This window comes from Tepidamorphus gemmatus (genome assembly GCF_004346195.1).
GTDB lineage: Bacteria > Pseudomonadota > Alphaproteobacteria > Rhizobiales > Tepidamorphaceae > Tepidamorphus > Tepidamorphus gemmatus.
Genome location: NZ_SMAK01000004.1, coordinates 106,667 through 130,907, shown reverse-complemented (window position 1 = coordinate 130,907; position 24,241 = coordinate 106,667). Strand labels below are relative to the sequence as shown.

The window sequence follows — 24,241 nt, the reverse complement described above, 5'->3', positions numbered from 1 at the left end:
GCAGATGTCATTGAAGTGGTTGACCGGAACCCTGGTCGCGGCCGCCGCCGTTGTCATTGGCGGGGTTGTCATTGGCGGGTCCGTCGAGGCGGGGCCACCATTCTGGGGGGCCACTCATGCCTTTGTGATCGGCCCCGATGATCCGGCTGGCATGACGGGCGGCCGCCCGGTCCATGTTGCCGCGCTGATGCCTCCCGAGCTCACCTGCTGGGGCCTTGCCGGTGCGCGGCTCGATGACCCACCGCCCTATCCGCGGGTCATCGATTCCCTGCGGGCGGCGCGGGTCGTCGTGTCGATCACCCCGGGTGCATGTCCGCCGACAGGCAAGGACAACTGGCTCAGGTTCACCGTCGCTCATCCCTACCAGGCCGACATTCTGCAGCTTGTCTATGTCGGCCCGGACGGCAGGGTCATGGGCGGCGAGAAGGTCTCGATTGCAAGCGGCGCCGGCGGTCCACAGGGTCGCTGAGCGGCGGTGCGCCCGGGCCTGATCACCTGAGGCCCACACCGGTCTCCCGCTGGAAGAAGATCAGGTCGAGCTCCGGTGCCTTGCCGACAAGCTGCGTCATCAGGCAGTGCACCTGACCGCGGTGGTGGGTCTGGTGGTTGAAGAAGTGCGTCAACGCTGGAGCCAGCGGCTGCTCGATCTCGGTCGGTCGCGAGATGGTGCGATAGCGGAAGCGCCCCGCGAGGGCGGCGTCGTCGAGGCTTTCCACATAGGCGATGATGCGGGCATCCTCGGCGCGGCGGGCCTCCGCCAGAGCGGGCAGGGTATCGTGCAGCACCGCATCGAGCCGGTCAGGCGCCTCGCCGGTGCCGGTGAATCGCTTCATCCAGATCCGGTCGGCCCCCAGCAGATGATTCAGCGTGCGGTGCACCGACCCGAAGAAGGCTCCGTATTCGCGCCGGTAGTCTTCCTCGGGCATCTCTGCGGCGGCAGCATAGAGCCGCTGATTGGCCCAGGCGTTGTAGCCCGACATCATGCGGAAGTGGGCGTGCATGGCGTGTCCTCCAGGTCGATCCCGCTGATTAGGTCAGCAATACTGACATAAATGTCGATCCTCGCAAGGTCCGCGGAGCGGGCCGGCACCGGCCATGGCCGCGCTGCGAGCATGACTCGCGGTTCGGGGCTCGTTGTCCCGCCCGGCGGCGGCATGGCTGGCGCCCGGCGCTGACGCGGCAGTCCGGCTTGCTCGCCCCGGGCGCAGCGGGCTATAAGCCCGCCGAACCGCCCAGGGCGGAAATCCCGCAAGCAACAGCAACGAACAGAAGGAAGGTCGAGCCGCCATGGCGATCGAACGCACCTTGTCCATCATCAAGCCTGACGCCACCGCCCGCAACATCACCGGCAAGATCATCGCGAAGCTGGAGGAGGCCGGCCTCAGGATCATCGCCCAGAAGCGCATCCGCTGGTCGAAGGCCGAAGCCGAGGCGTTCTATGCCGTTCATAGGGAGCGTCCGTTCTTCAATGATCTCGTTGCCTTCATGACCTCCGGCCCGATCGTCGTGCAGGTGCTCGAGGGCGAGAATGCGGTGGCGAAGAACCGCGAGGTGATGGGCGCGACCAATCCGGCGAATGCCGCGCCGGGCACGATCCGCAGGGAGTTCGCCGAGAACATCGAGCGGAACTCGGTGCACGGCTCCGACAGCGCCGAGAACGCCGCCGCGGAGATTGCCCAGGTCTTCAAGCCGGAAGAACTGGTCGGCTGAGCGCGGCCGCCCGCCGTCCAATCGGCGTCATCGCGGCCGGAGCGGGTGCCCAATCGGCATCTTGGCGCATGGGGCGGGTTGCCGGTTTTGTCCTGGTCCCGGATCGGCCTGCGGCCGTCCGGGACGAACATGTGGGCAGGTCGCGGCTTACGCCAGCCTTTTCAATTCGGGTGTCGTGGCATACGGTCGCCCGTTATCCTTCGAGGAAGGGATGCCCGATGAATAGGCCGCTCGCCCCCCGGATCGGCTATTCCGCCTGTCCCCATGATTGCCCGTCCACCTGCGCGCTCGAGGTCGAGCTGATCGACGCCCGCACGATAGGCCGCGTGCGGGGCGCCAAGGACAACGCCTACACCGCCGGCGTCATCTGCGAGAAGGTCGCGCGCTACGCCGAGCGCATTCATCATCCCGAAAGGCTGCTCAGACCATTACGGCGCGTGGGGCCGAAGGGCAGCGGCCAATTCGCCCCGATTTCGTGGGACGAGGCGCTCGACATCGTCGCCGAGCAATTCCTGGCTGCCGAACGCCGCCACGGCGCCGAGACCGTCTGGCCCTACTACTACGCGGGAACCATGGGGCTGGTGCAGCGCGACGGCATCCACCGCCTGCGCCACGGGCGGCGCTACTCCGGCCAGTTCGACACGATCTGCACCAACATGGCCTGGACCGGCTACATCGCCGGTACCGGGCGGCTCGCCGGGCCCGATCCGCGCGAGATGGCCCTCGCCGACGTTGTGGTGATCTGGGGCACCAATCCGGTCGCGACCCAGGTCAACGTGATGACCCACGCAACGAAGGCGCGCAAGACGCGCGGCGCGAAGATCGTCGCGATCGACATCTACATGACGGAGACCATGCGGCAGGCTGACATGGCCCTGCTGCTGAAGCCGGGCACAGACGGCGCGCTGGCTTGCGCGGTCATGCATGTGCTGTTCCGCGATGGTTATGCGGACCGCGACTATCTCGCGAAATACGCCGACTGCCCCGATGAACTCGAGCAGCATCTCAAGTCGCGCAGCCCGGAGTGGGCGGCAGGGATCACCGGTCTGCCGGTCGCCGAGATCGAAGCTTTCGCCCGTCTGGTCGGTGAGAACCGCAAGACCTTCTTCCGTCTCGGCTACGGTTTCACCCGCAGCCGCAACGGGGCGGTCAACATGCACGCGGCCACCTGCATCGCGACGGTCAGCGGGGCCTGGCAGTATGAGGGGGGTGGCGCCTTCCACAACAACGGTGCGATCTACCGGCTGGACAAGTCGATGATCGAGGGCCACGACCTGCGCGATCCGTCGGTGCGCCTGCTCGACCAGTCGCGCATCGGCCAGGTGCTGACCGGCGATGCGGATGCCCTGCGCGGCGGGCCGCCGGTCACTGCGATGCTGATCCAGAACACCAATCCGGTTTCGGTTGCTCCCGAGCAGGAGAAGGTAAAGGCCGGCTTCGCACGGGAGGATCTGTTCGTCTGCGTCCATGAGCAGTTCATGACCGAAACGGCCCGCATGGCCGACATCGTGCTGCCCGCGACGATGTTCCTGGAGCATGACGATATCTACAAGGGCGGCGGTCACCAGTACCTGATCTATGGCCCGAAGCTGCTCGAGGCGCCCGGCGAGGCGCGCGAGAACCATGCCGTCCACATCGAGCTCGCCCGCCGCCTCGGCATCGAGCATCCCGGCTTCCGCATGTCGGCCCGCGAGCATATCGACTGGATGCTGAGGGCATCAGGGTACGGCACGTTGGACAAGCTGGCGGCGGATCGCTGGTCGGACCTCCAGCCCGATTTCGAAACCGCGCACTACCTGAACGGCTTCGGCTATCCGGACGGGAAGTTCCGCTTCCGTCCGGACTGGACCAGGGTCGCCGCCAGCAATAACGGCCCGATGGGGCCGTGGTCCTCGATGCCGGCACTGCCGGACCACTGGGCGGTGACCGAAGCGGCAACAGAGGCGTTTCCGTTCCGGCTTGCGACCTCGCCGGCGCGTGGCTTTCTCAACTCGACCTTCAACGAGACGCCAGGCTCACGGCGGCGGGAAGGGCGCCCGCAGGTGCTTGTCCATCCGGATGATGCGGTGGCGCTCGGTATCGGCGACGGGGAACGTGTGCGGATGGGCAACGCGCGGGGCGAGGTCGTCCTGCATGCCCGCCATTTCGACGGGGTTCGCCGCGGCGTCCTCGTCTCGGAAGGGATCTGGCCCAATGACGCCTTCGAGGACGGCCGTGGCATCAACACGCTGACCGGCGCCGATCCGGTCGCGCCCTATGGCGGCGCTGCCTTCCACGACAACCATGTTTGGCTTCGGCGGGCGGTTTGATATTGATCCCGTCGGAATTCTTCCCGCTGCAAAAGAGGGGTTTGACCGGATGTCGCGGTTCGGTTCGGGTATGTTCTTGCTGCGTTTCTGGCTGTTCGGCACGGCTGTGACTGTGTCGCTCGGGCTACTCGCAGGTGCGGGGGCGACGGCCCAGCCCGCGCCGCAACTACCGCTGGGCGAGGAGGCGCGCCTGGCGCTCATCGACTACTGCGTGATCGAGGGTAGCCGCATGGCCAGCCAGTATGCCAACATCACCTCTGGCTGCCGCTGCACCGTCGCGAAGATCATGCCGCAGATGAACGAGGACGAGATGCGTAGGGTCGTGCAGTGGCGCAAGCCGGTGGCGGCAATCAAGTCGCGCTGGGACGCTGCCGTCGAGGAGTGCAGATAGGAGACGACAAGCTGCCCGCCGCGCTTGGTTCCGCGCGCGGCCGCCTCCGGGTGCAGAGCGATCGATGCTGTTCACCGAAGACATCCTGTTCGTCCACGTCCCGAAGATGGCCGGGATGTCGATCACGCGGTTCCTGCTCAACAATCTGCGCGGCGATCTGCACATGTACCTGCCGGCCAGTGCCTTCGATCACGCCGTGCAGACGCTGGCCTTCGACGACGTGCGCGCCCGGCTGGAGCTGATCGAGGGCGCCCGGCACGAGGACATGCATGACGCGCGCGAGAAGCTCGCGCTGCGCGGGATCGGTCTGTCCTCCTTCAAGCTCGTTATCGCTGCGATCCGGGACCCGTACGACCTCGAAGTCTCCCATTGCGAGCATATGTGCGCCCGCCACGCCAAGAACGCGGTCCGAATCAGCCAGGCACAGCAGGAGTGTCTCGAGCGGCGTGATTTCGCGCAGTTCGTCGAGATCTTCCCGTTCTTCAAGCGGTCTGCGGACGAGTTCGAGCGCTTCTGGACGCGTGATGGCGTGGCGCCAGACAACCTGCGCAGGATAAGGTTCGAGAACCTGGGACCGGAACTGCACGACGCGGTTGCGCCCTACAGCCTTGCCCGTTACCAGCTCCCGCATGTCAATCGCAGCCGCCGGGAGGTGCCACTCGAGGGTTACCTGACACCCGCGATCGAGGCCGCGATCTATCGCAAATACGCCTATCTGTTCGATTTCTACGAACGGTGGCGCGCATGACCGGGGCTCGCCGGACGCTTCGACTTCTGCCGGAACAGCTCTAAACGGTCTTGCCGAGTTCATCTCCGACAGGGGCGAGTGTCGCGGGGAAGGGGGGCACCGAAAGCACCACCTGCGCGCACGGCTCATCGTCGATCAGCACTCGTTCCGCCAGAACACGTGCGCGCCCGGAGGCGACAAGGGCGAGTGCCAGCGGGTAAAGCTTGTGTTCGGCTGCCAACACCCTGGCGCCCAACGTCTGCGGCGTGTCGCGGCTGAGAACTGGGACGGCGGCCTGGGCGATGATCGGGCCATGGTCCATCTCTGCGCGCACGAAATGGACGGTGCAACCGGCGATCCTGACGCCGGCTTCGAGGGCCCGTTCATGGGTATGCAGGCCAGGGAAGGCGGGCAGCAGCGACGGGTGGATGTTAATCAGCCTGTCGCGCCAGCGATCGACGAAGGCCGGCGTCAGCAACCGCATGAAACCGGCAAGGCACACATAGTGGGCGCCCGCCTGTTCGATTGCCGCGCTTGCGGCCTCCTCGAAGGCAGCCCGACTGCCGGATCCGCGATAGTCGATGAAGGCGGTGGCGATGCCGGCCGCTGCGGCCGTCTCCAGCCCGGGGGCGGTTTCCTTGTTGGATATGACCAGCACGATCTCCGCCGGATAGGCCGGATCGCGGCTGGCCTCGATCAGGGCAGCCATGTTGCTGCCACGCCCCGAGATCATCACCGCGACCGGAACCCGCCCGCTCATGGCCGCAACTCTCCCGCATAGCGAACCGCCGCCCCGTCACGGCCGGCGACGAGTCTGCCGAGCCGGTGGACAGTTTCGCCCGCCTCGCGGAGGACGGCCTCGGTCGCGTCCGCCCGGCCGGGATCGGCGACCACAACCATGCCGATGCCGCAGTTGAAGGTGCGCAGCATCTCGGCGCCCTCGATGCCGGCCACATCGCGCAGCCAGGCGAACACCGGGGGCAGTGCGAAGCTTTCCAGGTCGATCTCGGCCGTCACATCCTCCGGCAACACCCGCGGCAGGTTCTCGGTCAGCCCGCCGCCGGTGATGTGGGCGAGCGCCTTGACGCCGTCAGGTGCCCGGGCGATCGCCGTCAGCACCGATTTCACATAGATCCGGGTCGGCTCGAGCAGGGCCCGGCCGAGCGGTGTGGCGGCATCGAAGGGGGCGGGATCCTGCCAGTGCAGTCCGCAATCGGCCACGATGCGGCGGACCAGCGAGTAGCCGTTCGAATGCACGCCAGAGGCGGCGAGGCCGAGCAGGACGTCTCCGGCTGCGATGTCACGGCGGGGCAGCAGCCGGTCGCGCTCGACGGCACCGACTGCGAAACCGGCAAGATCGTAGTCCCCTTCGGCGTAAAGTCCCGGCATTTCGGCGGTCTCGCCGCCGATCAGCGCGCAGCCGGCCTGCCGGCAGCCTTCGGCGATGCCGCGAACGATGTCCTCCCCGACCGACGGGTCGATCCGGCCGGTCGCGTAGTAGTCGAGGAAGAACAGCGGTTCGGCACCCTGGACGACGAGATCGTTGACGCACATCGCCACCAGGTCGATGCCGATCGTGTCGTGGATGCCGGTGTCGATTGCGATCTTGAGCTTGGTGCCGACGCCATCATTGGCCGCCACCAGCAGCGGGTCGTGGAAGCCTGCGGCCCTCAGATCGAAGATGCCGCCGAAGCCACCGATTTCGGTGTCGGCGCCAGGGCGCATCGTGGAACGCACCAGCGGCTTGATCGCCTCGACGAAGGCATTGCCGCGGCCGATGTCGACGCCGGCCTCGGCATAGGTGCGTGCGCCGCCGCGCGGCGTGCCGTGTCCGCTCACATGGGCCTCCCTCGCAGGCGGCCATTCAACCAGTCTGTCCGGCAAAGGCAAGGGGCGCGGCCCCGCCTATCCCCTGACAATTGTCCTGTCAGCGGCTCGTGATCCAGCGGCCACCAGCGATCAGCGTATAGGCGCCGAACAGCAGCGCCAGAGCGAGAGGCAGGCCATCGGGCGGCCAGGCGTCCATTGCCGCCCCGCCCATCGCCGGTCCGATCAGCATGCCGACCGAGTAGAGCATGACGAACAGCGCGTTGGCGCTGGCGAGCTCGGCACCGGTGAAGCGGGCACCGAGCTGGGTCAGTCCCACGGTGTAGAGCCCGGCGGCGACTCCGCCCCAGACGAAGATGATTGCGAAGGCGAGGGTGACGCTGTCGCTGGCCATCGGCAGCAGTCCTGCGCCGACGCTTGCGATGGCGCCGCACAGCGTCAGCACCATCGAGCGGTTGGCGCGGTCCGCAAGCATGCCGATCGGCACCTGGAAGAGAAGGTTGCCGAGCCCCGCCATGGTCAGGAGCAGCGCCGCCTCGGCCTCGGCGAAGCCGCTGCGCTGGCCCCACAGAGCTATGAAGGCAAGGGTCGTGGACTCGCCTGCGCCGAACACCAGCGCCGCAAGGATCGCAGCCGGGGCAACGAAAACGAGCGAGATCATCGGCAGCTTCGAGCGGCCCTCCACCTTCGGCACGACGTTGCCGGCGAGTGCCACCGGGATGGCAGCCAGGACGAAGCTGATCGTCGCGACCGCAAGCGGGATCGGGCTGGCGCTGCCGAAGATCGCCAGCACCGCCGGTCCGGCGGCGAAGCCCGCCGACAGCACCGAGGCATAGATGCCCATCACCAGGCCACGTTTGCCGTCGGGTGCGGTTGCGTTGATCCAGAATTCGCTGACGACGAACAGCACCGTGATCGCCCCCGTCAGGACGAACCGGATCGGGAACCACGCCCAGAACGGGGAGGGCGGCAACAGCAGCAGCGCCACGGCCCCGGCGGTCACCGCCGCGTAGAGCAGTCGAACGGTCCCGAACCTGCCGACTAGCCGTGGCACCACGGCAGCCGTCACCAGTGCCCCCAGCCCGGCAACGGCAGTGTTGAGCCCGATCCAAGTGTCGGAGATGCCGCGCGCCTCCAGCATCAGCGACAAGAGCGGGATGGTCAGCGCCAGCGCGAAGCCGACGATCGAGATGCAGCCGATCGCCGCCGCGATGCTGCGCCATCGGGCAGCCGGGTCAACGGCCGCCGCCGGAGACTCGCAAGGTCGTACGCTGTCCAAGGTCGCGCTCCGCGACTGCCGCTGCCAGGGGTGCCGGCGCTCGCCCGCGCCGATCCGGCTACAGAAGCTCGCGGAGGAATTTCTGCCGGATGGCGTGATAGTAGGGCACGGGCAGGTCGGCGGCGAGGCCCCCCGGCGCGGCGAGCCGGTCCTCGAGCTCGTTGAGCGCGACCTGGGTCACCGCGGGAATCTTCAGCGACCTGGCTTCCTCGATGGGTAGCCAGATCAGTTCGCCGAGTTCATCGCTCGGCCGCCGGCTGGCCGGAAGCTCGAGCGCGATGGCATCCGCCTCGACAGCAAAGAAGCGGTTGTCGAAGCGCCGCGGCCGGCGCGGCGGCGTGATGGCGCGCATGATGAAGGCGAGCCGCGACAGGTCGGGCAGCAGCCCGTGGCTCAGGAACAGCTGCCAGTCCGCCGGCGCGGACTTGTGCGGTTTTCCTGGACGTCCGATCAGGATGCCCGCCTCCTCGAAGGCCTCGCGGATCCCGGCGAGCGCGATGGCGCGGGCGCGGTGTTCGCTGGTGCGGCCCCGCATCCGGGTCAGCAGCCGCGTGCGCGTCGCCGGATCGAGGTCGCCGGCAAGCGGCGCGTGCCCGTCGCGCGGATCGACCCGGCCCCCGGGAAACACGAAGGCGCCCGGGTAGAAGACGTGCCGCTCGCTGCGCTTGCCCATCAGGACATAGGGAACGCCTGCGCGTCGGTCGACGATAATGAGCGAGGCGGAATCGCTCGGCCGAACGTTGGGATGCTCGAAGGTTCGGGTGGCTTCGTTGATAAGCTTCTCGTTGGCAGTCACGTCTTGGATCCGGTTGGCTGAACTCCGGTTCCGTCCCAGTCCTCCCGGCCGGAGGCATGCGGGTCGAAGCCGTGCATGTAGAGGGCCCATTGCAGGCCGACGAGCGCCCCCTTGATCATCGGCAGGGCCGCCAGCGCCATCAGCAGCGTCACCAGCGACCAGGCGGTGGCCTGAAGCCAGATCGGCGGGGCGTAGAGCTTTTCGACCGTCAGCACCAGCGGCACGACGATGTGGCCGACAAGCACGATGGTGAAGTAGGGCGGCGCGTCATCGGCACGGTGATGGTGCAGCGCCTCGCCGCAGGCCGGGCAGGCTTCGCTCACCTTCAGGTAGGCGCGATAGAGTCCGCCGGTTCCGCAGGCGGGGCATTTCAGCGTGGCGCCGCGCCGCATCGCCAGTACGAGCGGACGCCCCGGCCGCTCTGCCGTGCTGCGTCGCCAGGTGGTCTCGGGCTGTGTCATCGGCTTTCCGGTCTGCCGCGTCGCCCGGCCTTGCGCTCGGGGCTGCCGCGGCGTGGTCTTGGTCTCGAACGCGAACCTAGATAGGCGCCTTCGCTGAGAAGCTCAAACCGCAAGGCGCCGGCCAGCGGCACCGCTTCAACGAGTCGCACCTCGACCTCGTCTCCGAGCCTGTGGGTCTCGCCGGTCCGTTCGCCAACGACCCGCTGACTCGCCTCGTCGTGGAGATAGTAGTCGGCGCCGAGGCTCGACAGGGGAATGAACCCGTCGGCCCCAGTATCGTCAAGCCGAACGAACAGGCCGGATCGGGTCACTCCGGTGATCCGCCCGTGGAAGGTCGCCCCGATCCTGTCGGCAAGGTAGTCGGCGATGAGCCTGTCAACGGTCTCGCGCTCGGCCAGCATCGCGCGGCGCTCGGTCGCCGAGATATGGGCGGCGATCTCGTCGAGCTTGTCGATGGTGCGATCGTCGAGCCCGTCATTGCCGAGATCAAGCGCCCGGATCAGCGCCCGGTGGACGATCAGGTCGGCATAGCGCCGGATCGGCGAGGTGAAATGGGCGTAGCGGCGGAGATTGAGGCCGAAATGTCCGAAATTGCCGGCGGCGTATTCCGCCTGCGCCTGGCTGCGCAGTATCACCTCGTTGACCAGCCGTTCGTGCTCGCTGCCCTGGACGCGTCGGAGGATGCCGTTGAAGTGGCGCGGCAGCAGCACGCCGGCCTTGGGCAGCTTGAGGCCGATGGTCGCCAGGAAGTCCGACAGTGCGGCGAGCTTTTCCGGCGACGGTGCGTCGTGGACACGGTAGAGCAGGGGCATGCGCCGCTTCTCCAGCGTCTCCGCCGCGGCGACATTGGCGAGGATCATGAACGCCTCGATCAGCCGGTGGCTGTCGAGGCGCGGCGGCACCGTCACCTTCTTTACATGGCCGGCGCCATCGAGGACGAGCTTGCGCTCCGGAATCTCGAGTTCCAGCGGCTCACGCGCGTCGCGCGCCTTCGCCACGGCCGCGAAGGCCGCCCACAATGGCCTCAGCACCGTGTCGAGGATGGCGGCGGTGTCGCCGTCCGTCCGGCCGTCGATCGCATCCTGAGCGCGGACATAGTCGATGCCCGCCGCCACCCGAACCACCGCCCGAGAGAACCGGTGCCGGCGCATCCGGCCATTCGCATCGACGACAATCTCGGCGACGATTGCCGCGCGGTCCTCGCCGGCCCTTAGCGAGCACAGGTCCGACGACAGCTCCTCCGGTAGCATCGGCACCACGCGATCGGGGAAGTAGACCGAATTGCCGCGTTCGCGCGCCGATCTGTCGAGTGCGCTGCCCTGACGGACGTAGTGGGCGACGTCAGCGATCGCGACCGTGATGATGTGGCCGCCAGGGTTGGCGGGATCGGTATCGGGCGCCGCATGGACGGCATCGTCATGATCCTTGGCGTCCGATGGGTCGATGGTGACCAGCGGCAGGCGGCGCAGGTCCAGCCGCCCTTGCAGCCCGACCGGCTGCGCGGCTTGTGCCTCGGCGATCGCCTCGGCCGGGAATTCGTACGGGATGCCGTGGGTCAGGATGGCGATCAGACTGACCGCCTTCTCGCTCTTCAGATCGCCAACCACCTCGCGCACGACAGCGCGTGGCGGACCGAGCCGAACCGACTTGCGGATCTCGACGCGCACCAGGTTGCCGTCCTCGGCATTACCGCTGTCGCCCGGCGCAACGATCAGGTCGCGGCGGTCCTTCCTGTCAACCGACCGCACGACGCCTGCTCCGCCCGGCCGTTCCTCGAACACGCCGACGATGGTTGTTGGGCGTCGGTCGAGGATGCGGATCACCCTGCCTTCGTGCGCGATCCCGCCGTCCCGATCCGCGCGATCGCGGATGCGGGCGAGTATACGGTCGCCGACGCCCGGCGCCTGTAGCCGCGCCTTGCGGCCGCGCTCGGGCATGATGAGCACGCGCGGCGGCATTCCGTGCTCGGCCTCGTCCCAGTCGGTCGGGATGGCGACGACATCGCCCTCCGGCGTGCGCGACACCACCTCGAGTTCCTCGACGGCCGCGATGTGGCCAGGCCGCTTCAGCGCCTTGCGGCGCCGCTCGACAAGCCCCTCTTCGGCCATCTGCTTGAGCAGTGCCTTGAGGCCGATCCTGTCGGATGACGTGATGCCGAACGCTCGCGCGATCTCGCGCTTTCCGGCCTTGCCAGGATGGTCACGGATGAACTCGAGGATCGCCTCGCGGGTCGGAAGCGCAACCTTTCCCTCGCTGCGCCGGCCCTTCACCATCAGCTCTCCGGCGCGCCCTTCGGGGCGATCCGGCCCTTCCTTGCGACACTCGTCTTCGGGCTGCCGGCCTTGCCGGTCCTTGCAGTCTTGCTGGCCCTGCCGGTGGACCGCCCGGTTGTCTTGCCGGCCGTGGCCGACTTCCTGCCTCGCGCGGATTTGCCGCCGTCCCTCGCGGCCTTCGCCGTGAGCAGCTCCACCGCCTGCTCGAGGGTCAGCGTCTCCGGGTCCGATCCCCTTGGCAGCGTCGCGTTGATGCTGCCGTCGGTGACGTAGGGGCCGTAACGGCCAGCCTTGACCTCGATCGGGCCGCCGAAGTCGGCGTGCTCGCCGAGCGTCTTCAAGATTGCAGCGGCGCCGCGCCGTCCGGACTTCAGCTCCTTCTCGGCGATCAGCGTGACCGCCCGGTTGACGCCGACGGTGAAGATATCCTCGAAGGACTCGAGATTGGCGTAGGTCTTCTCGTGCTGCACGAACGGACCATACCGACCGAGACCTGCAAGGATTGGCTTGCCGGTCTCCGGGTGAATGCCGACCGTGCGCGGCAGGGAGAGAAGCTCCAGCGCCCGCTTGAGGGTGAGGGACTGCGGATCCATACCCTTCGGAAGCGACGCGCGCTTCGGCTTCTCGCCGTCACCGCCTTCGCCAAGCTGCAGATAGGGACCGAAGCGGCCGGTGCGCAGGCTCACCTCGAGGCCGCTCTCCGGATCAACGCCGATGATGCGGTTGCCGGTCGTCGCCACGTCGCCGGTCTCGCCGTTCGGCGCAGCGAGATCGCGGGTGTGGTTGCAGTCGGGATAGTTGGAGCAGCCGATGAACGGTCCGTTCTTGCCGCGCTTGATAGCCAGCCGGCCGGTTCCGCAGGTCGGACAGAGCCTCGGGTCTGCGCCGTCTGTGCGCGGCGGGAAGACGTACGGCGCGAGGATGTCGTTGAGTACCTCGAAGACCTCCGATGTCGTGAGATTCGCCGTCTTCTCCACCTCGGCAACGAAATCGCGCCAGAAGTCGCGCAACACCTCGCGCCAACCGATCTCGCCGGCCGAGACGCGATCCAGCTTTTCCTCCAGATCGGCGGTAAAGTCGTACTCGACGTAGCGCTTGAAGAAGCCCTCCAGGAAGGCCGTGACCAGCCGCCCTTTCGCTTCGGGCACGAGACGACGCTTGTCGAGCCGCACGTATTCGCGATCCTGCAGCACCTGCAATGTCGCGGCATAGGTCGAGGGGCGGCCGATGCCAAGTTCCTCAAGCCGCTTGATCAGCGTCGCCTCGCTGAACCGCGGCGGCGGTTCGGTGAAGTGCTGGCTTGCCCGGACCTCCTTCAGCCCGAGCGCCTCGCCCTCCTTCATTGGTGGCAGGCGCCGGCTCTCCTCGCTGTCGGCATCGTCGTCGGCTCCTTCCTGATAGAGCGCCAGGAATCCGTCAAAACGCTGCACTGTGCCGGTGGCGCGAAGCTGGTAGCGCTTGCCGTCGGCAGCCTGTGCCTCGATCTCCACGGTCGTGCGCTCCAGCTCGGCCGCCTCCATCTGGCTAGCCAGCGTGCGCTTCCAGATCAGCTCGTAGAGACGCTGCTGATCGCCCTCCAGGTAGCGCGCCGTCTCGTCCGGACGGCGGGCGATGTCGGTCGGCCTGATCGCCTCGTGCGCCTCCTGCGCGTTCTTCGCCTTGGTGCGATAGATGCGCGGGGCGCCGGGCAGGTAGCGGTCGCCGAAGTCGGCTTCGATCGTCCGCCGCGCTGCCTGGATCGCTTCCGGGACGATTTCCAGTCCGTCGGTGCGCATGTAGGTGATCAGACCGACCGTCTCGCCGCCGAGAGAGACGCCCTCGTAGAGCCGCTGGGCCGTGCGCATCGTGCGGTCGGCGGAGAAGCCGAGCTTGCGCGAGGCCTCCTGCTGCAGTGTCGACGTGGTGAAGGGCGGCGGCGGATTGCGGCGGACCGGCTTCTTCTCCACGGACTGCACGCGGTATGTCGCAGATTCGAGCACCGCTTTCAGCGCGTTCGCCCGCGCACCGTCGCCAATCGTCAGGCGGTCGATCCTCTCGCCGTCCGCCCCCACCAGGCGCGCCTCGAATCCTTCCGGACCGGCCAGCAGATCAGCCACGATCTGCCAGTACTCCCGCGGCACGAAGGTCTCGATCTCGGCTTCGCGGTCGCAGACGATCCTGAGCGCCACCGACTGCACCCGTCCGGCCGACCGCGCGCCGGGGACCTTGCGCCACAGCACCGGTGACAGCGTGAATCCGACGAGGTAGTCGAGCGCCCGGCGTGCCAGATAGGCCTCGACCAGCGGGCGGTCGATGTCGCGCGGATGGGCGAGTGCCTCGAGCACGGCCTGCTTGGTGACTGCATTGAACACCACTCGTTCGACCGGCTTGTCCTTCAGCACGCCCTTCTTCCGCAGCACCTCCAGGACATGCCACGAGATCGCCTCGCCTTCGCGGTCGGGGTCGGTGGCGAGGATGACGCGGTCGGCGCCTTTTACTGCGCTGGCGATCTCCGAGACCTGCTTGGATTTCTTCTGATCAACCTCCCAGACCATCTCGAAGTCGCGGTCCGGCTGCACAGACCCGTCCTTGGACGGCAGGTCGCGGATGTGGCCCAACGAGGCGATCACCCGATACCGGCTGCCGAGGTACTTGTTGATGGTCTTCGCTTTCGCCGGGGATTCGACGATGACGACATCCATGGGCGGGACGGTTGCCTCCAGATGATGCAGGCGCCGGCGGCCCGCAGGTGGCGCGGAACATGGTCAAAGCGCCGAGATGTGTCAAACACGAGTTGCACATCGGATCAGTTCGTACATACACGCTAAAAGTGTATTTCATTATTTCCGCGATCTATTAGTGTTGTTGCAGGCGCCCCGCGGCTTCCTGTGGCGCCACAGCGAGGGGCACGCACTCACATGAAGGGGTTGACCGGCAAGCGCTCCCGCCCTGCGACCGTCGATCCGCAACAACGTCTGGCGACCGCACAGTATCTGGCCACATTCCTGCCGGAACTGGTTCGTCTCGCCGATGCGGCGGGGATGGATCTGGTCGCCTATCTTCTGGAAATGGCGAGGGTCGAGGCTGCGGCGGAGGCGGGCACGCTGCCGGCACGACGCTGAAGGCCGGGGCTGCAGTCAAGTCAGCGAGACTCGGTTTCCCGCGTGCCGCTCGATGCGGCCAGCCAGTTCGAGTTCGATCAGTACGAGCATGACCTGGGCAGGCCTGAGGCCGGTCTGGCGGACGACGTCGTCCAGTTCGGTGGGCGTCGGGCTGAGGGCGTCGATGACGCGGCCGCGGTCGCTGTCGCCGACGTCGATCGGTTCCGCCTTCCCGTCGGCCTCCGGCTCCGTCAGCGGCGCCGGCGGGGGCCGCTGGCCCAGCATCGGGCGCAGCACCTCGAGAACGTCCGCGGCATCGCGAACCAGTGTCGCGCCGTTGCGGATCAGCCGGTTTGTACCCTCCGCTCTCGGGTCGAGCGGCGATCCGGGTACGGCGAATACCTCGCGTCCCTGTTCCAGTGCGAATCGCGCCGTGATCAGTGTTCCGGACCGCGCAGCAGCCTCGACCACCACCACGCCATAGGAAATGCCAGAGATGATGCGGTTGCGCCGGGGAAAATCCTGCGCCTTGGCGATGCGGTCGGGTGGCATCTCGGTGATCAGCAGGCCGTTATGGCGGATCGCGGCGGCAAGTTCGGCATGTTCAGGTGGATATAGCCGGCCGAGACCACCGGCCAGGACGGCGATCGTGGCCGTCGCCAGACTCGCCTCGTGCGCTGCCGCGTCGATGCCGCGAGCCAGCCCCGATGCGACGGCAAAGCCTTCGCGAGCAAGCTCGGCCGCCATGGTCGCGGCCATTCTGCGGCCGACGGCGGAGCAGTTGCGCGAGCCGACGATCGCGACGGCGGGCAGGGCGCTCGCGGCAAGCGAACCAGATACGTAGAGCAGCGGCGGCGCATCCTCGACGCGGGCCAACAGCGGCGGATAGCCAGGCTCGCCCCAGGCGACCAGCGCGCCCCCCAGACGCTCTGCCGCGGCAATCTCCCGTTCAGCCTCCTCGCGCGAGCAGATCCGGATCGGGCGGGACAGGCCGCCTCTCGCCGACAGGCCGGGCAGGGCGGCAAGCGCTTCGGCGGCGCCGCCATACCGGTTGATGAGGGCGCGGAAGGTAATCGGCCCGACATTCTCGCTGCGCAGCAGGCGCAACCAGTCCAGTTTCTGGGCCGCCGCGAGCACAGGCTGCGCCGGCGACGGCTCGAGGCTCACGACGCGGCCGGACCGCCGCCGATGCGCGTCTCCTCGCCGCGCATCAGCCGGCCGATATTGGCGCGATGAGCGATGAACAGCAGTACAGTCAGCACGGCGAACAGTTCGGCCGTCTGGAGCCTGTCGAACAGTACCAGAGCGACCGGAGTGGCCGCGCTGGCCACCAGGGCCGACAGCGAGGAGTAGCGGGTCAACCAGGCCATGGCGATCCACATGCCGGCGAAAATCAGTGCCGCCGGCCAGAACAACCCCAGCAGGATGCCGATATAGGTCGCGACACCCTTGCCGCCCCGGAACTTCAGCCAGACGGGAAACAGATGACCGAGAAAGGCGCCGAATCCGGCAACAAGCGCCGTATCGGGGCCCCAAAGATGACCGAACAGCACTACGGCGGTCGTGCCCTTCAGAGCGTCGCCGACAAGGGTCGCCGCCGCAAGCCCCTTGCGTCCGGTGCGCAGCACGTTGGTCGCGCCAATGTTGCCGGAGCCGATCGTCCTGACATCGCCGAGCCCGGCCATGCGGGTCAGGATCACGCCGAACGGAATCGAGCCGAGGAGATAACCGCCGGCGAGCGCGGCCAGCAGATAGGGCAGCGCGAGGCTGAAGCTCATCTGATCCGGCATCGGGCCACCCGTCCTTCAGCGTCAACCGCCAGCGTAGTCGTATACGGTGCGCCCGGCAACGACGGTGCGCAGCACCCGGCCCTGCAGGCGGGCATTCTCGAAGGCGGTATTCTTTGAGCGTGACGACAGCAGCGTGGCATCGACCACCCAGGGCAGGTTCGGATCGAAGAAGACGAGATCGGCAGGGTGGCCTGGCTCGAGCGACCCGGCATCGAGCCCCAGGATCGCCGCCGGACGGCTCGACAGCGCATCGATCAGCCGCAGCAGTGTCACGTCCCCTGAATGGTACAGCCTCAACGCCGCTGCAAGCAGGGTCTCCAGTCCGATCGCGCCGTCCTCGCATTCCGCGAAGGGATGGCGCTTGGTCTCGACGTCCTGCGGATCGTGGCTCGAGACGATGACGTCGATCAATCCCTCGGCGACGGCGGCGACGAGCGCCCGGCGGTCGTCCTCGCTTCGCAGCGGCGGCGACAGCTTGAAGAAGGTGCGGTAGGCGCCGACGTCGATCTCGTTGAGCGTAAGGTTGTTGATGGAGACGCCCGCCGTGACCGGCAGCCCCTGGGCACGCGCGCGCCGCAGATGGTCGAGCGAGGCGGCCGCCGACAGTTGCGCGGCGTGATAGCGGCCGCCGGACAGCCCGACCAGCTGCAGATCGCGGCTGAGCATGATCGTCTCGGCCTCTGCCGGAATACCGCGCAGGCCGAGCCGGGCGGCGGTCTCGCCCTCGTTCATCACGCCGTCGCCGGCGAGATCCGGGTCCTCGACATGATGTACGATGAGCGCCCCGAAATCCCGCGCGTAGGTCAGTGCCCGCCGCATCAGCCGCGCACTGGTCAGTGCCTTGCGCCCATTGGTGAAGGCGACGGCGCCGGCCTGCGACAGCAGCCCGATCTCCGTCATCTCGACGCCGGCGAGCCCCTTGGTGAGCGCCGCCATCGGCCGCACCCGTACGATCGCCGTATCGCGGGCCAGCCGCTGCACGTAATCGACCAGCGCGACATCGTCGATCGCCGGCTCGGTGTCCGGCATGCAGACCATCGTCGTGACGCCACCGGCCGCCGCCGCCCGGCTGGCTGTGGCGATCGTCTCCCGGTGCTCATATCCCGGCTCGCCGGTGAACACACGCATGTCGACGAGACCCGGTGCCAGCACGCAACCGCCGCCGTCGATCACCTCCGTACCGTCGGGAAAGGGACCCCATGTCAGATGCGGACCGACATCGGCGATGACGCCGCCGGTGGCGAGCAGGCCGCCGATCTCGTCGCGCCCGGTCGAGGGATCGATCAGCCGGACATTGCGGAATCCGAGCGGCGCGGCCGACTGCCGCTCGAACGGTTCGGGCGATCCCCAGACCGGCATTCTGTGCACCTCACCGGTTGGGCAGGTTGCGGGCGAGCGCGTCGAGCACCGCCATGCGTACCGCCACGCCCATCTCGACCTGTTCGCGGATCAGGCTCTGCGGCCCGTCGGCGATGTCGGAATCGATCTCGACGCCCCGGTTCATCGGGCCTGGATGCATCACCAGCGCATTCGGCTTCGCCAGGGCGAGCTTCGCCGCGTCGAGCCCGAAGAAGTGGAAGTACTCCCGCACGGACGGCACGAAGGAGCCGTCCATCCGCTCGCGCTGCAGGCGCAGCATCATCACCACGTCGGCATCGCGCAGACCCGAGCGCATGTCGCGATGCACCTCGACGCCGAACCTGTCGATGGCGGCCGGCAGAAGGGTGGACGGCGCGACAACCCGTACCCGCGCGCCCATCGCGTTGAGCAGCAGGATGTTGGAGCGCGCGACGCGGCTGTGCAGGATGTCGCCGCAGATCGCAACCGTCAGGCCCTCCAGCCGCCCGGTATGCCGGCGGATGGTGAGCGCGTCGAGCAGCGCCTGCGTGGGGTGTTCATGGGCTCCGTCCCCGGCATTGATCACCGAGCAGCCGACCTTGCGCGACAGGAGCTCCACGGCGCCGGCCGCATGGTGACGCACGACGATGATGTCCGGATGCATGGCGTGCAGCGTCACCGCCGTGTCGATCAGCGTCTCGCCCTTCTTCACCGAGGAAGAGGCCACCGACATGTTCATGACGTCGGCGCCCAGCCGCTTGCCGGCCAGCTCGAACGAGCTCTGTGTGCGGGTCGATGCTTCGAAGAACAGGTTGATCTGGGTGCGGCCGCGCAGGGTGGACAGCTTCTTGTCCGGCCGCCGGTTCAGCTCGACGAACGCGTCGGCGAGGTCGAGCAGTGCAGTGATCTCGGCGGGAGACAGATCCTCGATGCCGAGCAGATGTCGGGAGCGGAATATGATCGGCGCGGGTGTCTCGGCGAGGCTCATCAAAGCCGTCCGTATAGGGGCATCGTGGCGCAGCGACAAGCCGCATGACGTTGCGGGCAGTCGAAATCGGACTTGTCCCCAGACCGGTCTGCCCATGGCGGGGGCAGCGTCTTGGCGGTGCGTGCTCAGATCCCGCCGTTCATGGGGCCAGGTCAGGTCGGACGCGGCTGGCGCGAGTCGGGGCCGGTCGGGCTCCAGGTGCCCGCTGCAGTCGCGATGCGGTTGCGACCGTCTTGCTTTGCCGCGTAGAGCTGGCTGTCGGCGCGCGACAGCAACGCGACAAAGGTCCTGCCGTCGTCGGGTGCGGTGGCAACACCGATGCTGATCGTGGCGGGGCCGTGTCCCCCCGCGAACCGGAGTTCGGAGGCCTCCCGGAGCAGCCGCTCTGCCAGGCGCATCGCGCCGCTGACCCCGATGCCCAGTCCCACGACCACGAATTCGTCGCCACCGAAGCGATAGACCTGGTCACTCTCGCGCAGGTTCGCCTGCAGCATCGCCGCCAGCGACCGCAGCAGGGCATCGCCGGCGATGTGGCCATATTGGTCATTGACCATCTTGAAGTTGTCGATGTCGATCAGCAGCACGCTGACCGGCAGGCTGCGCGCCAGCGTCCGGGCGATCTCGCGCTCGCACTCGCGTTCCATTCGTCCGCGATCGCCGACCCCGGTCAGCCCGTCGCGGCCACTCGCCTCGAGCAGGCATTCGTATCGCTGCCGGTAGGTCAGGGCGTCGAATACATCGCCGAGGCGCGGATGGTTCAGTCCGTCGAACATCCGCTTCTCGACGAATCGCAGATAGGCGCCGACCAGCAATGCGCAGGCGACTGCCGTCGTCGATTTCGCCACCCAGCCGCTCAACAGCGTGACCAGAGGCACACCGGTCACCATGTGCAGCACCGGCCAGAACAGGAACTGATCGAACGTCAGCACGGCGACACCGCTGACCGCGATCCGCAGCGTCACGTGGCGGCCGAACCAGCGGCCGATCCTCTCGTAGATGAGGATAATCAGGATGCCGTCGGCGAGCAGCAGGACGGTGCCCCACAGCATCAGCAGCCCCATCTGGTCCATGAAAAGGAAGTCGGGGTTGGGTCCGATGCCGGCGACATGGCCGGTGTGCCGCAAGATCGCGACAAGCCCGATCATCAGCAGGTTGCCGGCAAACAGCCCGTAGATCGGCTGCCGCACGGCGGTGGCATCCTCGCGGATGTAGACCAGGAGCAGCAGCACGATCTTGCCGGCGAACAGGATGGTCGAGCCTGGCGAGACGAGAAATCCCCCGGGCACCGCGACATAGAAGGTCGCTGCGAGGTAGGTCTCGAGGAAATGCATCGCGCCGAGCGCGCAGAAGAAGATGCCGATGCCGTATCGGTGCCGGAGCCCGAACAGCAGGGTCATCACGCAGACATAGAAGACGAGCTGGAGTGCGAGCAGCGCGACGTCCGGATAAGGCATGGTCCGAGCCCGGAAGGGCCTCCGCGGCCGCAGGCGCGAACCTGCCCCGGAAGGTCGATTCTCCGCCTATCTTTACGTCAGCCCGATCGGCATTGGGAGGGCCACATCTGCACAATTTCTGGCCATCTGCGGGATGCGGCGATCCGTTGCAGATCAGCCTGGGCGTTGCGACAGTCGGTCGAGCAGTCCCTGCAGGATGAAGGCCGCCGCCATCTTGTCGATCACCTCGGCACGCCGCTTCCGGCTCGCATCCGCTTCGATCAGTGTTCGGGTCACCGCCGCCGTCGACAGCCGTTCGTCCCACATCAGCACCGGAAGGCCGGTGAGGGCGGCAAGATTGCGCGCGAAGGCACGCGCCGACTGGGCACTCGGACCGGAACTGCCGTCCATGTTCAGCGGCAGGCCGACCACGAGGCCCGCAACGGCATGCCGCGCGCACAGGTCGGCGATCTCGGCGCCGGTCCGGCTGAACTTGCCCTTGCGGATCGCCGTGAGCGGGGAGGCAATGCGCCGGCCCGGATCGCTCAGCGCCACGCCGACGGTTCGCTCGCCGTGATCGAGCCCGATCAGCGCCCCGCGCTCCGGCAATCGCGCGGCGAAGGCGGCCGGATCGTTTGCCGGTTCGGCTGTTGGCTCGGACATGACGTTCTCGTAGCAGCTGCGATGTGATTCACGTAGTCGGATGCCGCACCCACGGGATCGCGGCAGGAGTGCCGAAGGTGCGAAGAGGGGATCGGGAGGCTGCCGCGTTCCGGTCCTGCACTATTGGTCTCTGATCGGCCGGGAAGCCGCCCGGGATGTCGCGGGTCGTGCGCCGACGGCGGTTGTTGGCCGACGGTCCTCGCGCTACGTTCCGCCGCAACTGCCCGATGGCGGCAGTCTGGCAGGACCGAGGCTGGCAGGAGCGAGGGAGAATGACGCCATGAAGATCACCTGGTTCGGACATTCCGCCTTCCGCGTCGAGACGGGCGGTGCGGTGGTGTTGATCGATCCGTTCCTGAGCGGCAACCCGACCTGGAAGGGCGGCGTCCAGGCGGCCGCGGCCGGGGCGACCCATGTCGCGCTCACGCATGGTCATTCCGATCACATTGGCGACACCGTGGACATCTGCAGGTCGACCGGTGCGACGCTGGTCGCCAATTTCGAGATTTGCATGTATCTGGCCGGCAAGGGCGTCGAGAACGTCAGCCCCGGCAACCACGGCGGCCGTCAGGATTTCGACGATTTCTCGCTGGCCTTCGTCCAGGCTTGGCACTCCTCCGCCGAGATCGTCGACGGCAAGCCGCTCTATCTCGGCAATCCGGCCGGCATCGTGCTGATATCGAAGGCGGAGCCGGGCAAGATCGTCTACCACATGGGCGACACCGACATATTCTCGGACATGGCGTTGATCAACGAGATCTACGCGCCCACGATCGGGATCGTGCCGATCGGCGATCGCTTCACCATGGGCGCCGAGCTCGCCGCGATGGCCTGCCGCCGCTACTTCTCCTTCAAGACCGTCATCCCCTGCCACTACGGCACCTTCCCGATCATCGACCAGACGGCGGACAAGTTCGTCGCGGCGATGGGCGGCTCGGGCGTCGTCGTGCCGGAGCGGGGGACGGCCGTCGAGGTATGAGCCGCATCGTACAGGTCGGGATGCCGGGTGGATCAGGCCAGTCGGTTCGGCCGGGACTCGGGGCGATCGTGCGCCGCGGCAGGCGGGGAGGCGTTGCCCCCCTTGCCCGGCCGATGCTATAGCCCCGCCACATTCCTCATCCGCCACGGATCCGGACATCAAATCCCATGTCGGTCGATATCGACACCGTCAGGCGCATTGCCAGGCTTGCGCGTATTGCGGTCACCGAGCAGGAGGCCGAGTCGCTGAAGGGCGAGCTGAACGCCATTCTCGGCTTCGTCGAGCAGCTCGAGGAAGTGGATGTGACAGGCGTCGAGCCGATGACCAGCGTCGTCCATGTCGCCATGAAGATGCGCGACGACGTGGTCACCGACGGCGGCATCGCCGACAAGATCGTCGCCAATGCGCCGGAGACAGAGGATCACTATTTCGTCGTGCCGAAGGTGGTAGAGTAGGCGATGTCGACGGGCCTGCCGGTGGAGGTCGAGCGGCAGCGCGCGCCGGATGTCGGCGCGCCGACCGGAACGCCCGGCGACCGTCCCATGTCGCTCTGTCCCCTCGCAGCGGTCAAAGGCGGCGGTTCCAATCTCGGCTGAGAGGACGATGGCATGTCGATGTTCCTGAAGAAATCCCTCAACGCGTGACGCAGACCGAGGCATGACCGATCTCACCCGACTGACGATCGCCGAGGCCCGCGACTGCCTTGCCCGCAGGGAAATCTCGGCTCTCGAACTGACCGAGGCCTATATCTCCGCGATCGAGGCAGCGCGGCGGCTGAACGCCTACATTGTCGAGACGCCCGACAAGGCTCGCGAGATGGCCAAGGCCTCGGACGCGCGGCTTGCCAGGGGCGAGGCGCGTCCGCTGGAGGGCATCCCGCTCGGCATCAAGGATCTGTTCTGCACCGAGGGGGTGCACAGCCAGGCTGCAAGCAGGGTGCTGTCCGGCTTCCGGCCACCCTACGAATCGACCGTCACGGCCAATCTGTGGGCCGACGGGGCGGTCATGCTCGGCAAGCTCAACATGGACGAATTCGCCATGGGCTCGTCGAACGAGACGTCGTGCTACGGTCCCGTGATCAACCCTTGGCGCGCGGCGAACTCGAACGCCGATCTGGTGCCGGGCGGTTCGTCCGGCGGCTCGGCGGCGGCAGTGGCGGCCTGGCTCTGCGCGGGGGCCACCGCGACCGACACCGGCGGCTCGATCCGTCAGCCGGCCGCGTTTACCGGCACCGTGGGCATCAAGCCGACCTACGGGCGCTGCTCGCGCTGGGGGATCGTGGCGTTCGCCTCCTCGCTCGACCAGGCTGGCCCGATCGCCCGCACCGTGCGTGATGCGGCGATCCTGCTGAAGTCGATGGCCTCGGTCGATCCGAAGGATACCACGTCGGTCGATATCGAGGTTCCGGACTACGAGGCAGCGGTTGGTGGCTCGATAAGAGGCATGCGCATCGGCATCCCCCGCGAGTACCGCATCGACGGCATGCCGGCCGAGATCGAGACGATGTGGGCGAGGGGCGCCGACTGGCTGCGGGCGGCCGGCGCCGAGCTGGTCGACATCTCGCTGCCGCATACCAGGTACGCCCTGCCAGCCTACTACATCGTCGCCCCTGCCGAAGCGTCCTCGAATCTCGCTCGATATGACGGCGTGCGCTACGGCCTCCGCGTCGAGGGCACCGACATCGTCGACATGTATGAGAAGTCGCGCGCGGCCGGCTTCGGCGCCGAGGTGAAGCGGCGCATCATGATCGGCACCTATGTGCTGTCGGCCGGCTACTATGACGCGTACTATCTGAGGGCACAGAAGGTCCGCACCCTGATCAAGCGCGACTTCGAGACGGTCTTCGCCAGTGGCGTTGATGCGATCCTGACGCCGGCGACACCCTCGGCCGCGTTCGAGGTGGCGTCGATGGCAACCGCCTCGCCGATCGAGATGTATCTGAACGACGTGTTCACGGTCACGGTGAACATGGCCGGCCTGCCAGGCATTGCCGTTCCGGCTGGGCTGTCGGCGGATGGACTGCCGCTTGCGCTCCAGCTCATCGGCCGCCCGTTCGACGAGGCGACGCTGTTTCGCGCCGGTCAGGTCATCGAGGACGCCGCAGGCCGCTTCTCGCCCGAGGTCTGGTGGGCCTGAAGCGGCAGGGCTCGGTCGGCGAGCCTTGATATCGGCCAAATGAACGCTTAACACGGCGCGA

At 67.4% G+C, this 24,241-nt stretch carries 23 protein-coding genes; 9 read left to right on the top strand and 14 right to left on the bottom strand.

Annotated elements, in window-relative coordinates; translation table 11 throughout:
* Positions 1-4 precede the first annotated feature (4 nt).
* Entirely contained in the window at positions 5-469 is a 465-nt protein-coding gene (locus tag EDC22_RS08050) for a hypothetical protein (RefSeq protein ID WP_132806130.1), read from the top strand.
* A gap of 22 nt (positions 470-491) precedes the next feature.
* On the opposite strand, the gene EDC22_RS08045 is transcribed toward EDC22_RS08050, so the two are convergent.
* Positions 492-1,001 (bottom strand): DinB family protein, encoded by a 510-nt coding sequence (locus EDC22_RS08045; RefSeq protein ID WP_132806129.1) that lies wholly within the window; start codon positions 999-1,001, stop codon positions 492-494.
* A gap of 286 nt (positions 1,002-1,287) precedes the next feature.
* On the opposite strand from EDC22_RS08045, the gene ndk reads away from it, so the two are divergent.
* The 4 genes from ndk (at position 1,288) to EDC22_RS08025 (ending at position 5,158) form a co-directional block, all read left to right on the top strand.
* The gene (gene ndk / locus EDC22_RS08040; protein ID WP_132806128.1) at positions 1,288-1,710 is read left to right on the top strand and encodes a nucleoside-diphosphate kinase; all 423 of its coding nucleotides are present in this window, start codon (positions 1,288-1,290) and stop codon (positions 1,708-1,710) included.
* A 218-nt stretch (positions 1,711-1,928) separates the two neighbouring features.
* On the top strand, positions 1,929-4,019 hold the full coding sequence (locus EDC22_RS08035) for a molybdopterin oxidoreductase family protein (RefSeq protein WP_132806127.1): 2,091 nt from the start codon (positions 1,929-1,931) through the stop codon (positions 4,017-4,019).
* Entirely contained in the window at positions 3,994-4,410 is a 417-nt protein-coding gene (locus EDC22_RS08030) for a hypothetical protein (protein WP_132806126.1), read from the top strand. The genes EDC22_RS08035 and EDC22_RS08030 overlap by 26 nt, the downstream gene beginning before the upstream one ends.
* A 64-nt stretch (positions 4,411-4,474) precedes the next feature.
* Positions 4,475-5,158 carry a hypothetical protein gene (locus tag EDC22_RS08025; RefSeq protein ID WP_132806125.1) on the top strand — a complete coding sequence of 228 codons (684 nt, stop codon included), beginning with the start codon at positions 4,475-4,477 and terminating at the stop codon, positions 5,156-5,158.
* A gap of 40 nt (positions 5,159-5,198) precedes the next feature.
* On the opposite strand, the gene purN is transcribed toward EDC22_RS08025, so the two are convergent.
* The 7 genes from purN to topA all read right to left on the bottom strand — a co-directional run bounded on the left by purN (position 5,199) and on the right by topA (position 14,454).
* Entirely contained in the window at positions 5,199-5,897 is a 699-nt protein-coding gene (gene purN / locus EDC22_RS08020; protein ID WP_132806124.1) for a phosphoribosylglycinamide formyltransferase, read from the bottom strand.
* Positions 5,894-6,976 carry a phosphoribosylformylglycinamidine cyclo-ligase gene (gene purM, locus EDC22_RS08015; RefSeq protein WP_132806123.1) on the bottom strand — a complete coding sequence of 361 codons (1,083 nt, stop codon included), beginning with the start codon at positions 6,974-6,976 and terminating at the stop codon, positions 5,894-5,896. Before purM ends, purN begins: the two co-directional genes overlap by 4 nt.
* 88 nt (positions 6,977-7,064) lie before the next feature.
* Positions 7,065-8,243 (bottom strand): MFS transporter, encoded by a 1,179-nt coding sequence (locus EDC22_RS08010; RefSeq protein ID WP_165926836.1) that lies wholly within the window; start codon positions 8,241-8,243, stop codon positions 7,065-7,067.
* A 58-nt stretch (positions 8,244-8,301) separates the two neighbouring features.
* Positions 8,302-9,039 carry an NUDIX hydrolase gene (locus EDC22_RS08005; RefSeq protein ID WP_132806121.1) on the bottom strand — a complete coding sequence of 246 codons (738 nt, stop codon included), beginning with the start codon at positions 9,037-9,039 and terminating at the stop codon, positions 8,302-8,304.
* Entirely contained in the window at positions 9,036-9,500 is a 465-nt protein-coding gene (locus EDC22_RS08000) for a DUF983 domain-containing protein (RefSeq protein ID WP_132806120.1), read from the bottom strand. Before EDC22_RS08000 ends, EDC22_RS08005 begins: the two co-directional genes overlap by 4 nt.
* The gene (gene rnr / locus EDC22_RS07995) at positions 9,497-11,773 is read right to left on the bottom strand and encodes a ribonuclease R (RefSeq protein WP_132806119.1); all 2,277 of its coding nucleotides are present in this window, start codon (positions 11,771-11,773) and stop codon (positions 9,497-9,499) included. Before rnr ends, EDC22_RS08000 begins: the two co-directional genes overlap by 4 nt.
* Positions 11,773-14,454, bottom strand: coding sequence for a type I DNA topoisomerase (gene topA / locus EDC22_RS07990; RefSeq protein WP_132806118.1), 2,682 nt, complete (start codon positions 14,452-14,454; stop codon positions 11,773-11,775). Before topA ends, rnr begins: the two co-directional genes overlap by 1 nt.
* Positions 14,455-14,670: 216 nt before the next feature.
* On the opposite strand from topA, the gene EDC22_RS07985 reads away from it, so the two are divergent.
* Complete coding sequence (locus tag EDC22_RS07985) at positions 14,671-14,874, top strand: hypothetical protein (protein ID WP_132806117.1); 204 nt, start codon at positions 14,671-14,673, stop codon at positions 14,872-14,874.
* A 15-nt stretch (positions 14,875-14,889) separates the two neighbouring features.
* On the opposite strand, the gene dprA is transcribed toward EDC22_RS07985, so the two are convergent.
* The 6 genes from dprA to ruvX form a co-directional block, all read right to left on the bottom strand.
* Positions 14,890-16,020, bottom strand: a complete 1,131-nt coding sequence (gene dprA / locus EDC22_RS07980; protein WP_132806116.1) for a DNA-processing protein DprA — start codon at positions 16,018-16,020, stop codon at positions 14,890-14,892.
* Complete coding sequence (gene plsY / locus EDC22_RS07975; RefSeq protein WP_132806115.1) at positions 16,017-16,643, bottom strand: glycerol-3-phosphate 1-O-acyltransferase PlsY; 627 nt, start codon at positions 16,641-16,643, stop codon at positions 16,017-16,019. Before plsY ends, dprA begins: the two co-directional genes overlap by 4 nt.
* Before the next feature lie 21 nt (positions 16,644-16,664).
* A complete protein-coding gene (locus EDC22_RS07970) occupies positions 16,665-18,002 on the bottom strand; it encodes a dihydroorotase (protein ID WP_132806114.1) in 1,338 nt (445 codons plus the stop codon).
* 10 nt (positions 18,003-18,012) lie between these two features.
* The gene (locus EDC22_RS07965; protein ID WP_132806113.1) at positions 18,013-18,969 is read right to left on the bottom strand and encodes an aspartate carbamoyltransferase catalytic subunit; all 957 of its coding nucleotides are present in this window, start codon (positions 18,967-18,969) and stop codon (positions 18,013-18,015) included.
* 152 nt (positions 18,970-19,121) lie between these two features.
* A complete protein-coding gene (locus tag EDC22_RS07960; RefSeq protein WP_132806112.1) occupies positions 19,122-20,423 on the bottom strand; it encodes a GGDEF domain-containing protein in 1,302 nt (433 codons plus the stop codon).
* A gap of 153 nt (positions 20,424-20,576) precedes the next feature.
* Complete coding sequence (gene ruvX, locus EDC22_RS07955) at positions 20,577-21,065, bottom strand: Holliday junction resolvase RuvX (protein ID WP_132806111.1); 489 nt, start codon at positions 21,063-21,065, stop codon at positions 20,577-20,579.
* Positions 21,066-21,345: 280 nt separating this feature from the next.
* On the opposite strand from ruvX, the gene EDC22_RS07950 reads away from it, so the two are divergent.
* The 3 genes from EDC22_RS07950 to gatA all read left to right on the top strand — a co-directional run bounded on the left by EDC22_RS07950 (position 21,346) and on the right by gatA (position 24,180).
* The gene (locus tag EDC22_RS07950; protein WP_132806110.1) at positions 21,346-22,044 is read left to right on the top strand and encodes a metal-dependent hydrolase; all 699 of its coding nucleotides are present in this window, start codon (positions 21,346-21,348) and stop codon (positions 22,042-22,044) included.
* Positions 22,045-22,211: 167 nt separating this feature from the next.
* Positions 22,212-22,499 (top strand): Asp-tRNA(Asn)/Glu-tRNA(Gln) amidotransferase subunit GatC, encoded by a 288-nt coding sequence (gene gatC / locus EDC22_RS07945; RefSeq protein ID WP_132806109.1) that lies wholly within the window; start codon positions 22,212-22,214, stop codon positions 22,497-22,499.
* 202 nt (positions 22,500-22,701) lie between these two features.
* On the top strand, positions 22,702-24,180 hold the full coding sequence (gatA, locus tag EDC22_RS07940) for an Asp-tRNA(Asn)/Glu-tRNA(Gln) amidotransferase subunit GatA (protein ID WP_132806108.1): 1,479 nt from the start codon (positions 22,702-22,704) through the stop codon (positions 24,178-24,180).
* Positions 24,181-24,241 lie beyond the last annotated feature (61 nt).